The sequence below is a fragment of the Neokomagataea thailandica NBRC 106555 genome, assembly GCF_001598495.1.
GTDB classification, from domain to species: domain Bacteria; phylum Pseudomonadota; class Alphaproteobacteria; order Acetobacterales; family Acetobacteraceae; genus Gluconobacter; species Gluconobacter thailandicus_A.
On record NZ_BCZB01000029.1, the window covers coordinates 1 to 14213 of the forward strand.

8 protein-coding genes, 1 pseudogene and 1 CRISPR repeat array are annotated in these 14213 nt (G+C 52.5%); of the genes and pseudogenes, 1 reads left to right on the forward strand and 8 read right to left on the reverse strand.

Translation table 11 applies throughout. From position 1 onward, the window contains the following. The first annotated feature begins 35 nt into the window (after positions 1-35). Positions 36-1264: direct repeats of the CRISPR family, unit length 28 nt; unit sequence TCTCTCAGCCGCCTACCCGGCGGGGAGC. A gap of 121 nt (positions 1265-1385) precedes the next feature. The 6 genes from NTH01S_RS09660 to NTH01S_RS09685 are packed head-to-tail and all read right to left on the reverse strand — an operon-like array spanning position 1386 to position 9407. Next, complete coding sequence (locus tag NTH01S_RS09660; protein WP_068173144.1) at positions 1386-4706, reverse strand: CRISPR-associated endonuclease Cas3''; 3321 nt, start codon at positions 4704-4706, stop codon at positions 1386-1388. 10 nt (positions 4707-4716) lie between these two features. After that, complete coding sequence (gene cas1f / locus NTH01S_RS09665) at positions 4717-5682, reverse strand: type I-F CRISPR-associated endonuclease Cas1f (RefSeq protein WP_068173147.1); 966 nt, start codon at positions 5680-5682, stop codon at positions 4717-4719. Beyond that, the gene (locus NTH01S_RS11900) at positions 5672-6322 is read right to left on the reverse strand and encodes a hypothetical protein (RefSeq protein WP_068173151.1); all 651 of its coding nucleotides are present in this window, start codon (positions 6320-6322) and stop codon (positions 5672-5674) included. Before NTH01S_RS11900 ends, cas1f begins: the two co-directional genes overlap by 11 nt. Beyond that, positions 6322-7410, reverse strand: a complete 1089-nt coding sequence (gene csy3, locus NTH01S_RS09675; RefSeq protein ID WP_068173153.1) for a type I-F CRISPR-associated protein Csy3 — start codon at positions 7408-7410, stop codon at positions 6322-6324. Before csy3 ends, NTH01S_RS11900 begins: the two co-directional genes overlap by 1 nt. A gap of 3 nt (positions 7411-7413) precedes the next feature. Continuing rightward, positions 7414-8250 carry a type I-F CRISPR-associated protein Csy2 gene (locus tag NTH01S_RS09680; protein WP_068173155.1) on the reverse strand — a complete coding sequence of 279 codons (837 nt, stop codon included), beginning with the start codon at positions 8248-8250 and terminating at the stop codon, positions 7414-7416. After that, positions 8250-9407 carry a hypothetical protein gene (locus NTH01S_RS09685; RefSeq protein ID WP_068173158.1) on the reverse strand — a complete coding sequence of 386 codons (1158 nt, stop codon included), beginning with the start codon at positions 9405-9407 and terminating at the stop codon, positions 8250-8252. Before NTH01S_RS09685 ends, NTH01S_RS09680 begins: the two co-directional genes overlap by 1 nt. A 253-nt stretch (positions 9408-9660) precedes the next feature. Here NTH01S_RS09685 and NTH01S_RS09690 point away from each other — a divergent pair. Then, positions 9661-9960: pseudogene (locus NTH01S_RS09690) on the forward strand (IS3 family transposase); the annotation flags it as partial. 1102 nt (positions 9961-11062) lie between these two features. On the opposite strand, the gene NTH01S_RS09695 reads toward NTH01S_RS09690, so the two are convergent. Together NTH01S_RS09695 and NTH01S_RS09700 are read right to left on the reverse strand one after the other, a co-directional pair. Then, a complete protein-coding gene (locus NTH01S_RS09695; protein WP_084367280.1) occupies positions 11063-12424 on the reverse strand; it encodes a c-type cytochrome in 1362 nt (453 codons plus the stop codon). Further along, complete coding sequence (locus tag NTH01S_RS09700; RefSeq protein ID WP_068173165.1) at positions 12421-14199, reverse strand: GMC family oxidoreductase; 1779 nt, start codon at positions 14197-14199, stop codon at positions 12421-12423. Before NTH01S_RS09700 ends, NTH01S_RS09695 begins: the two co-directional genes overlap by 4 nt. Positions 14200-14213 lie beyond the last annotated feature (14 nt).

Genomic DNA, 14213 nt, shown 5'->3' on the forward strand with positions numbered 1-14213 from the left:
AGCGGGATGCTTAGGGATGCTTAGGGTTTCCGGTATCTCTCAGCCGCCTACCCGGCGGGGAGCCCTCTTAGCCTTTCAGGTGGTTTCGGTCATGATCTCTCAGCCGCCTACCCGGCGGGGAGCTGATGCAAGGTGAGCAGGTAGCACCCCATCAGTCTCTCAGCCGCCTACCCGGCGGGGAGCTTAAACCCCGGCTGCGCCAGCGCATCCGCATATCTCTCAGCCGCCTACCCGGCGGGGAGCGGCGGGAAGCACCCACGTGAGAGCCATGTGGATCTCTCAGCCGCCTACCCGGCGGGGAGCCCGGCCATCGTCAACACGATGATCGACCCGCATCTCTCAGCCGCCTACCCGGCGGGGAGCTATATGTTCTCACGTCGTTCATGCGCTGCACTTCTCTCAGCCGCCTACCCGGCGGGGAGCATCCAGCGTTGACCCCATGCCTTGTGTGTATGGTCTCTCAGCCGCCTACCCGGCGGGGAGCGATTAAGCATTGGTATAAGAAATTACCGAACGTCTCTCAGCCGCCTACCCGGCGGGGAGCGCATTGTCGGAAGATCCCGCGATGAGTGAGCTTCTCTCAGCCGCCTACCCGGCGGGGAGCCCATATCTGCTCCAAAAAATCTTGTGGAAGATTCTCTCAGCCGCCTACCCGGCGGGGAGCCTGCCAAGCAGCAACATTGACTGCAATGACAATCTCTCAGCCGCCTACCCGGCGGGGAGCTACCATTCTCTGGTGAAAACTTTATGGTGTCATCTCTCAGCCGCCTACCCGGCGGGGAGCCATAACTACCCCGGGGGCGACTGGAGCAGACTTCTCTCAGCCGCCTACCCGGCGGGGAGCCATATCTGTGTCCCACGCGCACCCTGATTTCCTCTCTCAGCCGCCTACCCGGCGGGGAGCCATACTCGGAGTTGGTTATTCGATCCACCCGTTCTCTCAGCCGCCTACCCGGCGGGGAGCACAGAAGTGCAACATTTGTACCGTCAACGGTATCTCTCAGCCGCCTACCCGGCGGGGAGCTACCCTTCAGAAGGTTCCTGAGGCTTGCTGGATCTCTCAGCCGCCTACCCGGCGGGGAGCGTCAGTCTAGGGAAGCGTGTCTCATCGCCGAGTCTCTCAGCCGCCTACCCGGCGGGGAGCATTACGCCTTATGGATGCAATGACGCTCTATTTCTCTCAGCCGCCTACCCGGCGGGGAGCTTATTGCTGGGGCGATTGCTCCAATTGCTGGATCTCTCAGCCGCCTACCCGGCGGGGAGCAGTAACTTCGCACATGTAAAAGCTATTTATCTCAGCGCACTACCAATTTTAGGGCTATCACACCATCTTTTCAAAGACCCGACTTAATGCACTGTAATAAAATACTTTTCTCAGGTCTAGATTATTGATCCTCAAAAGTGCCTCGAACTAATCCGATCATATCATCCATGGTGACATCCACACGCGTTTCATCATCCTTGACGGGAAGGTTCACGCTCATAAGGGATGCAAGTTCAACGGACGAAATGTCTCGTCTGTTTTGGGTATAGGCTTGCCAAGCCCGTTCGACGTTATGATCCGACAAAACCGCTTCAGGCAGACGTAAATGGGTAGAGCGAATGCTGTCTCCAGCCTCTCGCAAGATGCTGTTTCTTGTGCCCGGGGCCATATCCACATACCAGACAGCATCGGACAACGTTTCGCCTCTCATCACAAAGCGGATTTCGCGCTGGTTGGTTCTGCGAAATTTGCGCATCTGAGAGACCTTGGTATTCCATCGTGCTGTGGGTGATGAAATGTAACGACCCAACGGTGCGTCAGGGCTGATGGAGATCATCTTGCGACAAAGTTCAGCCTCTGCCCGCTTGAGTGGAAAGGACACCGTATCGTCAAGTACTATTGCGGCATCGATACGCTTGAACACGTTATCGCCTACGATCTCCGAAAATAAGCGTCCTTCGTAGCCATCAAGAAGAGCAGTCCTTGGAACCTGCGTATCCCTGTTCAAATCTGTTTCGACACCGGGCATCTTGAGCTTGCCAGTATTTAAAGCAATAGGACTTTGTCCCAATATCCACACATTCGGGGTATTTCCGAGAGGAAGGCGGTGCCGTCTTACTCGTCCTGCGGTTTGAATGATGGCGCGCGTCGAGATCGGATCGATAATCGCATAGTCAAAATCCAGATCATTACCAGTCTCTATAACGGGCGACGTGATAACAACGATTTCAATATCCTTGGCACCAATCTCGGATGCACGTTCAAAGAGCCGTGCTTCGTCACATAGAGCTTTGACGCCAGCTTCGGGGAAGTCTCCCTTACGGGTGAGGGCCTGCTTCAAGCGGGCCTCGATCCAACCCCGTACCAATCGTGTCATTTGTGAATGGAGACAAAGGAGCACGCGGAGCCTTCCGCCGATATTGCCAGCATTGATCTGGTGTGCCAAATCAGCCGTGTGCCGAATTCGCGTCATCCGAACGAGCCCGATCGAAACGCGGACCCCATCAATCTCTATGGCGTTGTTGTTATGTGCGGCTGAACAAGCCGCATCTACTGTTGTGACAAGCTCTTCCCATGTCGGCACGGGGGGAAGAACTTTCCCACGCCGAAGGGCCGGTGTCGTTCCAGAACCACGCAATATCGCGTCACAACAACGCTTGAACACCACGTCGCAAGGCTCGTCATCGGCATTTACGGAAAGCGAGTCCGGATTATCCCCGCAAATCAGAAGGTTGCATCTTTCTGACATCCCTAAAGACCGCGCATACTCCTTCCAACCTGCGTGATAGGAAGACTGTAGTGTTTCAACGATCTCTTTGGTGAGGGTGGCTGACATGATGATGACACGGCGCCCTGCGGCCCCTGCTTGAAACACCAAACGCCCGATCGCCGCGAGATCCTCTCCGTCATATTGGTCGATCTCGTCCAATATAAGGTCGGAACTCAGGACACGCAGCGAAGGTAATAAAAAGCGTGCGCTTGTCGGAGTGGCGACAGGCATCAGATAGTCGATGGTTGAAACCAGAATAGGTGCGTTTAGAAACCTGCGACCGTTTCCATTTCTGTCTCCGGCACGATCAAGGAACATGTCCACGAAGGCAGGAAGACAGCGCCCTGTATCCAAAGAAAGCCCTCGAAGCCAGCTCTCTTCCTGCTCATCGCCCTCTTCGGGGATAGGACCATCAGCCTTCTGAATGCGTAGCCATTCAGGCATGTTCATCAGACTTTCCGAACCACTGTCATCCGGGGGGGCAGTCAGGGTCTCGTCAAATTCTAAGGGCGGCGCACCGACCGAAACCGACACATCGTCCTGACCGAAGTGCAGATCCCTGACATATTCTTTAGCCGATTGTGTGGCTAAAACGCGCAATCCGAGGCCAAGGCTCATTCTGAAATAGCGGCGCTCGGGGATATGATCTCCGAGACTGGCAGCCGCAAGAATAGTGGGGGCGCCGCGCGTTTTCCCCGTGCCTGTGCCAGCAATGATTGCACCGAAAAATCCGCCTTCGTTTTCCAAGCATAACTTTCTTGCAGCCTGAGCTGCTGTCGATTGCCATGTAAAGCGCGTATCGGAAGGTGGCTGAGGGAACGCGACTTCGGGGGGCATCGCGTCTTCGCTGAGGGCCGGATACCGATCTCTCTGACGGTGTGTCGCATCAAAAGAAAAACGAGCGTACTGATAGACCCGTTTGGTGTGGCGTGAGAGGCTATCAGCACGTAATATCGGGCCTCCCGCATCGGCTCTGACCGTATTTGCCAGATGCCCCTCACTGTCCTCATGGGGAGTTTTCATTGCAGACCCCAAGTGATCCGCCAACATGAGCGAAGCACGTATGGCCATATCTGCACTTGATACTGACGGCCCCAAACGCAGCCTGTTAGCTTCCCGGTTTAAGGCTGTGAGCCACCAATTTTCGTGCCAGAATGGTGTTCCTGGCGCTATGGCGAGATCCTCAGGAGGCGTCAGATCGCTGTTCTGATTTACATGCCGTTCGGCCAGAAGGGTTTGGCAATCGCGATTTGCCGTCGGCAAGCGATGATGCGTCAAAATCAGCATGCCAATATGATAAGTCAAGCGATCCGTATGCTGAGTAAAAACAAGGCCTAGATCACGATCGGGAGAGCGATGAAGCTTACCCAAGTGATCTTGCACACGAAGGCAAGAGTCATCGACCATACGAGGTGTCAGAACTTTGATTTGATGAGATAATTGTTCGTCTGTGACTGCGCCAAACAGATCATCCCATATCGCTGCAGAGAATAACTCATGACGCACGGCATCAGCCTCGGGCGGGCCTTTCTTTATTGCTCTGTCGAGCTTTTTTTGGAAAAGCACCGTGGCTTTGCCAAGGTCATGAAATAATGCTGCGATACGCAGGATCGCTGCGGCGGTCTCTTGGGACGCAGGATTTGATTGGCGTGCGGCAAAAGCGGCGGGATGCGTAGCGACAGGAACAACACCTTCCTCCGAGAAGGCATGCCGCGCACCGATACGGATGAGAGGCTTCCGGCTTGAGGCGGCAGATCGGATCTCATGGAGCACCACGGCAGTATTTCGTGTGGCGGTCTTGCGTAATTCACGCGAAACGCGGTTAAGGCAGGCATTTGTCGCTTTGCCGCGCCAGGTTCTGTCTCCGATGCGCCAGAAATACCGGTCAAGAATACGGGCGACCCGTACGCGGGATTTTTTTTCTGACCTACAGACGGCTATGATTTCACGCATCTTCGAAATTCTACGTCAGGTTGGCGGCGAGGATCAGCCTGTCGATTGTCGCAATGGCCTCTTTAAGGATAGCGTGATCGTTAAAGGACTCAATCAATCTGGCGCGAAACGTTTTTTCTGCTTCGGATACGCTTTTCTCCTTATACGGGGCAAAAGCCAAGGGCAGCACCAAGGCATCTTTGAAGCTATCCGCTATATCAAAAACCAGTCCACCGGCCCGTGTTTTGCCGTGAAAGATCGACATGTGTGGTGGAATCCCCAAGGCCCAAAGTGCCGCACCGGCCATCCCATAGCAAAGATAATTCCCGTGATCGATTAACCGGTTGATTAGCGTGACTCGGTCGGTAGAGCTTTTCGTTGCTTCGCCCGCACCGGCGTCACGACGAAACGGAATATCTTTCGGGAGCGCCGCTATTGAGGCAAATTCGGCATAACATGCCTTGGAAAACTGCCCTTCAAAGCCCAAAAGTTGTTGAATGCTGGCGCAGCTTTGGAGGTTTTCTTCAAAAGAGGAACATTTTTTCGATAATCCCATCGTCTCACGCGCCCGGAGCACTTTGGTAGCTCCTTTGCGTCCGAGCTTGCGCATGCGCTGCGTCCGGTCTTGCATGACCGATATGGCGGCTTGTAGGGACTTCTCTTCCGACAAGTAGACTGGCAACATTTCCCTGAAATGTCGTGTTGCGGTGTAGCTTGTTAGGCTCCCCATATGCAAAGGGGTGCCGCCACTGCCGGTGACGGCAAGATGCACGCCCTCCTCCCCAAGCAGACGCATCGCTCCTTGAGTGATTGAGGTGCCTTGACCAATAAAGAGAACCGCGAGATTGACATGAGGGATATTGAATTCGCGGCGATTTTCATCATCATCGATATGATAGACGACCCGTTCACCCTCAACGTGTATTCTTGCATGTTCAAGATATATGGCGCTTTCCCGATCCGTCACCAGAAGGCGGGGGCCACCTTTAATCTGCATTATCCACCGTGCGGGCACTCTCTGGAAACACGGGCAAAATAGCCGGATCGCCCGAAGCTGAAAAACCATAAGTACTGACGTGCAACGGGCGATCAGTGAAGGGGCCAAGGACCTCACGGATATGCAACACCGTTGTACCATGTGTGAGGATAAGAGACTTTAGATCGTTCTCGCGCTGCTTGACGGCCTTTCCCAAGGGCTTTCCTCGTCGCGCTGCGCGGGCTTCAGTACGGCGTATCCAGCCGGGGGTATGCTTCTCAACGGCCCGATCGCGAACGTAAGCCGCACCTATCATGCCCTCATCAGCATAGACCTGATCCGGGAAGGTTTCTTCCAGCATACCACGTCTTTTTAGTGTTATGATTCCTTCAAGTTCGAGAAATCTACCAAGCGACGCATCTGACCCAATCAACTCAATATCGTCGCCGGAGAGCATAGTCTCTCGCCCCATCTTCATCGTGGGGAAGGCGATGGCAATGAAATCTTCAACTGAGCCGTGCCGATTGGCGTGATGCACAGCTCTGATGGCAGCAGAGAGCACATCCCCGGCTGCTCCGAGTTCGATGACTGCGCGTACGGGACGGATCAGAAGGCGGGACGTCGCAAGACAACGCCCCTTCCCCTCGTTCAGCGTGTCCATCACCCCTTTGCCTCTGCCTTTTTGCTGCTTGATCCAAAGACACCCCCTCGGATCAGGTTTGCCATGACAAAATGAGCGTCGCCTGAAATTTCATTGGCGGTTGCGGCGCTCTCTACTCCGTCAATCAATGTCGTGCCGTTTTTACGTAGATCGTAAAAGCTACGTTTTGTTTTGGCGTTGCGCAAAACGGCACCGGTTTCCTGTACGCCGCCATAAGGATTAACCGGTATTGGTTTCGTTTCATCCGCATCACCGTGCCAGATATCGATGCAGCGTAGGGCTGCCCCGATTTTCTGCGAATGCATGGAGGCCTGCATCAGCGAACGACCACCCCATTTGGTCGGAAGCTTTGCAAAAACGCGGCTCAAATTGGCGATGGCCTTTTCCTCGCGAACATATTCCTGCGACGGGAAAACCTCCTGACCTGCTTCCATTTCTGCATCCCAAGATACATTCACCGTGTAGGCTTCATGGTCTTCGTTCGCTAAACCGAACGCTATGCCATCAATGACCTTCTCAAGGTCGGCAGCGTTGCCTCCGATTAAGGCGGAACTGAGTTCTGTGGCTGATGCTGGCTCTGTAAGACTGAGTTTAAACGGATCAAATGTCAGGCTTGTTCCACCACTTGTCGTAATACTCACTGACATGGCGTCGCTTTGGAAACGGTTGCGCCACGCAAAACGCGCATTGGCAATGTTCCACAAAAATAGACCGGCCAAAACCTTATACCCGCCGGCTTCACGGTATGCCGCAGCGAGGCGTTCATAAGCCGACCCGACATCGGTATTGTTGCAGGCGTGCGGAGCACGTGAAAACGGCATGAAACGGATAGCGAATGTCAAACGAACCCCGTCATGTCCTTGGGGTACGATGGCATATTCAACAGATTGAGGATTACTCAGGCCGGGATTTTTCGCTTTGTCTTCCGATGACTGTCCGCGCACGCCCTTTTCAAGGATTTCGATAGGTGTCGCAACGGCTGAATCTGCTTTACGCGTGGCGTAGAACAAGCCTTCCGTGATCTGGAGAGAGCGTGCAAAAGCAAGCATTCCGGTTTCAAGGGACAGTGGAGCGCTGGTTTTAGCCATGGTTTAGACCTCCTTGGTCACATCATTGAATGTATTGTGTGAAAAATAGGCAGAATGCCCCAGAAGCATGTCTTCGCGTGCGTCCCAGTGCCAAAAAGCTGAGGCGAATGCTTCGGGAGAAAGCTCCGTTAGCCGCCGATTGCGCACAGAGACTAACTCAGCGATGCCAAGCACAGGCTCAGCAAAAACATGAGGAATATCTTTGCTTCTGGTACGGGTGCGCTTAGGAGCATGCTCCGGATCTTCAAGCAAATGATAGCCGACCGCCGCGGGCACGATCCAGCCAAAGCCCGCAGGCCGTTCAACTGGAAATAAAAGAGATGCAATCTTGGCTAGGCTATCATTATCGCCTTTGGAAATAACCCGCCGCTCGGTTTGTTCTGGAGGCAGCATGGCATATCCGCGCCGGATACTCTTGAAGGCGGACCCATCCGGCGTTAGGGCCTGCACCTTCACCTCATCATTTTGAATAATACCTCCAGCGATCCTACAGCCGGTTAAGGCACGCGCTAAGGCATTCTCGCTTTCGCAGCCGGGCAGATTAATCAGCAAAGAAACCGTGACCGAGCCGACCATGTCCTCCATTGTTTCAATCGGAGTGAAAACGTTTGATTTATTCTCCATCTCGGGTTTTGTCCGCCCTTCTGAGGCATGGACAGCGTGCAGGATAGGGAGAACAGACGCGCTCCAAGGCTGTAACTTTAGGCGCCGCGCTAAAAAATCCCCTAGTCCCAAGAAGGATAAAGGGCTGGGAAGACCTGCCGCATAATCGTTCATAATCAGATTAACGCGGTTTGCGTGAATGTCGCGCAGTACAAAAAGATTCCGGAGCTCTGGCATTACAAAACCTCCGCCGCCTCACGGCTTTTGGTAAGACGATGTTCAAAATGAGGACTGGTCAGAGCTTTGCGGGCCTTGTCTTCGGCATCTTTGCCTTCCCATCGCCGTTTTAATAGTAATTGGGGTAGCGTAGGCCGAGCAGAATGCTTTTCAGAAAGTCCTTGTCGCTTCGCATAGTCGGTGGTTTCGCATAGGGTATCTTGGATGAATTCAACAGCATCGGAGATTAAATCATCCGCCATCCGGTCCAGCGCTGCCCGTGTATTTTTGTTGTTAAATTCATTATCCGCCGTTAAGCGATCCCCATAGTGTAATATCCGCGCGGCAACCTCGCTGTCACGCCACAGCGGAAATGCGCCCCCTTGTGCAAAGCGGAATAAGTCCGCCTCTTCGTGTGACAACTGTGTCGGCATATCAGCCCTAAAACGGACTCGGGGCCCTCCGATAGCACCAGAAATATTCTGTGGCTTTGCGCTCACAGCCTGTCTTGTCCACTTGCCGCGCGGCACGGGACGATCTGGATGTGCTTTTTGAAAATAATGATCTGTAACGCGTTTCATTCCCATAAAAGCGGCCGCAGGCGATACAGGGGTCATTTGTAAATCCTGCCCATCCGGTCTTGGAACAAATATAATCGGGAATTCGCCTATACCGAGCTGGGTTGGAGCAGGAAGAACTGTCAGGAGGGAAGTCTTCAAGGCTTCAAGAACATCCGTGCCAAAAACCTCTGCAAATGCATCCAGAACAATCGTCGTCTGTTCTTCGGGGTTGCGGATTAGATCGACGACGGAGCGAGGCGGATATCCATCGATTTCAAGTGGTCGAAAAATCACCTTACAAAATGGAATATCAGGTGCGTTTGTCGAAGGAAGAATGTCACCAAGTTGGTTTCCACGTGGTACCTCGATCCGCAGGATGGCATTATCACCATCGGTGCGCGGGCTCACGAGTTTGATTAGATAATGACCACTCTTATGAGCGATTCGTTTTGCTATTTCCGGCGTGAAGGGGGACTTAAGGCAGGCTTTTATTAGGTTGAATTCGCCTCTTAAAGCATCTTTAGCAATGTTTCGGCCTGTTGCTTTAAAGGAAAGCAACAGCTCCATTTTCACAGATGGGATAGATTTCTCGACCTCTTCGTCTACATCGTCGGTCATAAATAGGCCCCTTAAATGATTAACTCTAAGTATCTGGCTGTATGTATGATTAATCTTTCTGAATCTAATGTCTAGAAGGAGCAGTTCATAATTCTTCGCGAGGCAAAAGACGTGAGATTTGCGTTTCTATCGCGCGCTCATGGCTTCTTCCGCGTGGACGAGCTTGCCGTTTATTTGGCGTCACGGACCGAGGCTTAAGGGCCTGGAAGCAGCGTCCTGTGCGCACGCCATTGCTATGCGACAGTCAACATCCGGCTGTGTCCATCATGCCGATCGCGGCTCCCAGTATTGTTCTGAAGAGTATCGTAAACGGTTTGTTGCGCATGGCTTCATCGTTCCCATGAGCCGCAAGGGAAACTGCTGGGATCATGCCGTGACAGAAAGCTTCTTTAAAACACTGAAGGCCGAATTGATTTGGCGGCAATCATGGAGCAGTCGACAGGAGGTCGAACAGGCCATCGCAGATTACATTCATAATTTCTACAACATGAAGAGGCTCCATTCCGCTTTGCAATGGAAAAGCCCCTTAGATTATGGGCGCAAGGCTGCTTAACACATAACCAAAAGGCCTGAACTAAACCGTGATACGTCCATTAAGGGGGACATCATATCAGACGGATAGTGCTTCGTTTGTCACGCAGCACCGACCTCTCTGCTCTGGCATCTATATCCAGAGCGTGAAGCACACTTCAGTCAATTTCCAAACAAGCCTTTATAATAAAAACACATTATAAAATAGAATGTTAGAATAATTTTTATGTCACTATTGGTGTAAAATGATCTATCTCTTAAAGGATCCGAAAATGTTATCCAAAAAGCAATGTTGATCATATCCGGAAATGAAGAATAATATAAAAACCAATAATATTATACTTAAAGTTTTTTCCGTTATTTTGAGTCTTTCGGATGCTGTGCTGCAATTATCTTCTGGTGGAAATTTATTAAAAAAAGTTCCTTGAATAAAATATCGACATTCACTGAGTAGAGAGGATAAAACACAAACTGTGAGTATAGATGCCGATAAAAAGAAAATATATCTATAAAAATCGTTTTTACTGTAATCGTATGCTGCCTTTAAAGCGGCTGTATATAATATCCATGATATAAATTTGAAAAATTTTTCAGATATTGGAAAAGAATAGTTTTTTATGTTTCTAATTTGGATGGAAAATTTATTGTTGTCCACATCATGTGGTTGGTTCGAGTTTATCATGCGGTTTTTCCATCTCAGAAAATATAGCATTTACGGGGAGGAGTGAGAAAGTATTCAAAAACGTACTATGAAAAGCGGGTGGCTGTCTTTCTAAAATACAGTAGTCGCTTAGGATCAGGGCTCACGGGGCGGATGCTGGGTGAGTGCGGTTTGTCGGTATCATGACGGGCGATCGGTAGCCCCGGTCATTTAAATCGGTGATAGGAGAGCTGGCCCGGGGTTTGTAGAGACCAATCTGCACCCTCTTAACTATCAGTGCTGGGGAATTGTGTCGCGCTCTGCCGTCTTGTTTGCATTGAACATGCTGGGATCGGCGGTGACGACTTCTCGGACGCCATGCAGTATGTCCGCTTGCAGAAATTTGGCAGCAGTACCTCGATGACTGTACAGTAAAGACAAAAACCAACCTCCCCAGAACAAAAATCCCGGGGAGTAACCTCGCCTAATTCTGCGGAATAGGGCCTTCGCTCATATTCCGTGGCGGCATGGTCTTCTTGAGTTTTTCAACATCACGTTTGCTGACGGGCGGTGCATTATTGCCCCAGCTTTGACGGATGAAGGTGACGACATCAGCAATCTCTTGATCACTCAGGTGCCCTTCAAAAGATGGCATCGTCAAAGCGGATGGCGCTTTGTGCATCGCGGGCAGTGTGGCGCCGCTTTGTACAATATGCACCAAGGATGCCGGGTCTGCGCTCATGACCACAGGGTTTCCGGCCAGTGGTGGGAATACATCCGGATAACCCGCGCCATCTGTGCGGTGACATGCGGCGCAATTATTCACGTAGAGCATTGCGCCACGTTCTGTTGTCCGGCCTTGATGCAATTCGTTGGTGACGCGTGGGTCATACACCCAAGGTTTTTCCTTTAAACGGGAAGGGCCAAGGTGATGCAGGTAATGCGCAATGGCATGAAGGTCTGCGGCAGAGAGGTTTTGCGTTCCGTGCATAATGGCCGGAGTCATGCTGCCAAAGGCCGATCCTTTTTGGTTTCGCCCCGTGGCTAGGAAGGTGGCAATATCATCCTCACTCCATCGGCCAAGACCGGTGCGGTCATCGGCGCGTAAGCTGGGTGGAATATAGCCATCCACAGCAGCACCGCCGGAGAGATAGGCGTCTCCTTCCTGAGTGCTTAAAGCTTTCTCTTGCATGGCGAGGCCACGTGGGGAGTGGCAAGCCCCACAATGCCCCGGGCCTTCGACAAGATATGCCCCACGGGCAAGGATCATGTCATCATAGGCTGCTTGTGTCGTTTTGAGTGCCTTTTTAGGTGTTGGTGAGAAAATGCCACGCCAAAAAATGAGTGGCCAACGCATTGAAAGCGGCCATGGGATGGTATTTTTCGGTGGCTGTGCGGCAGAAGGTGTAGTGCCGTTGTGGAAATACACATACAGAGCATGCATGTCCTCATCGGTCATGCGTGCGTAAGACGGGTAAGGCATGGCAGGGTAGAGGGTACTGCCATCTTTGCGAATACCGCGCCGTATCGCGCGCGCGAATTCTTCTTCGGTATAGGCGCCGATGCCGTGCTCTTGGTCTGGTGTAATATTGGTTGAGTGAATAGTACCAAAGGGGAGGGCAAAGGCCATACCACCGGTATATTCTTCGCGCCCTTGGACGGAGTGACAGGCTGAGCAGTCTGAGGCCGCAGCGATATAACGGCCTTTTTCAATAAGAGCCGCATCAGGTGTCGAAGGCGCGGCTAATGAGGCTCCAATGCTAGAGAGGCAAACAGCAATTGCACTGACAGAACGCAGAGCTGCTGCGCTGAGCTTGCGCTTGGAAGAAGAGTGTCGCTTGCTCATGCTTGCACCATCGGGCCGGGGGATTTCAGATAGGTGGTCCGAATGTGATGGGCAGACCAGTAAGCGAGCGCGGCTACGGTGCCTGTTGGATTATAGCCCATTCCTTGCGGGAAGGCATTGGAGCCGATGACAAAGACGTTTGAGACGTCCCAGCTTTGCAGGTATCGGTTGAGTGCGCTCGTTTGGGGGTTATCCCCCATAATGGCGCCACCCCCGAGATGGGTTGTCTGGTAGTGGCGTGTGTCAAAAGGCTGCCCAAATTCGAGGTGATTGAGGCTGACTTTCGTGGCACCCATAGCCCGGGCAATGGGTGCAATTTTATTGACCACGTATTGGTTCATGCGGATGTCGTTATCCTTCCATGTGAAGGTCATGCGCAGGAGGGGGAGGCCGTAGGCATCTTTCCATGTCGGGTCGAGATCAAGGTACACGTCACGATACGCCATGTTGCTGCCATGGGCATCAATGGCGAGGGAGTGCTTGTAGGTATCAACCAAGGCATCTTTATAGCCCTTGCCCCAGCGTGGGGTGCCATGTCCCCCCGTGCCGACGGCAGCCGCAATGGGCTTCACCCCAGCTTGGTTGACCCACACAGGGGAGCCGCCGACAAAGCCAAGCGGGCCGTGGTCAAAATTCATGCTGTTAAAGTCATCAATCGCGACACCCACACCGCCTGCGCCGATGAATTGGTTGGTGTAGTTGTTCTCAGGCAGCCAGACGCGTGATGTTGTGATGGTTTGGTAAACGAAATTGCGCCCAATGGTCCCCGTATTTTTGACGGGGTCATAAGGTTTACCGATCCCGGAGAGGAGCATCAGATGAACGTTATGGAACTGGAAGGCGCTGAGGATCACCAAATCCGCTTTAAGAGATGTTTCGCGCTGGGTTGTGGTGTCGAGATATGTCACCCCGGTGGCTTTGGTTTTGCTGCCATCAAGGTCTACACGCAGGACATGGGCGTTTGAAATGAGAGTAAAGCGCTTATCCTGCCGCAAGGCGGGTAAGATGTTCACATTGGGGGAGGCTTTTGAGTAGAGATAGCAGTCATACCCACTGCAATAGCCGCAGAAATTACAAGGCCCCATTTGGCAGCCATAGGGGTTGGTATAAGGCTGGGACGCATTGGCCGCAGGCAGGGAATAGGGGTGATACCCAGCATCATGCGCGGCCTTGCGGAATGTAGCGGCTGAAAACGTATCGTTCATCGCGGGTAAGGGGAAGTCACTGGAGCGATCAGGCGCAAAAACATTGCCATCACCAATGACTTTGCCCTTGACGGTATAAGCCGTGCCGGACGTGCCAAAGACTTTTTCAGCTTTATCAAAGAAGGGCTCTAGCTCCTCATAAGTCACCCCATAATCCTGCAAATGCATATCTTTTGGGATGAAATTTTTGCCATAGCGTTCTTCCATGGCGCTCCGTAGGCGCAAGTCATTCGGGTCTGCTCGGAAATGTACGCCAGACCAGTGTAAACCCGCTCCGCCAACCCCTTCACCGGGTAAGAAAGCAGCCAGTTGGCGGTAGGGCAGGGCTGTTTGATCCACGGTATTGCGGATGGTGACTGTCGTTTTGGCGAGGTTTTGGAAGAGGCGTTTGCGGATCGCTCCGCGCAGTTCATCAATAGAGTCCGGATAGGCGCCTTCAATGGCTGTCGTGTGTTCTTTACCACGTTCTAGGACGATGACGGACAGGCCCGCTTCCGTGAGTTCTTTGGCCATAATGGTGCCAGCCCAGCCAGCCCCGACAATAATGGCATCTGCATTTTTTGTGTTCATGATCAAATAACTTT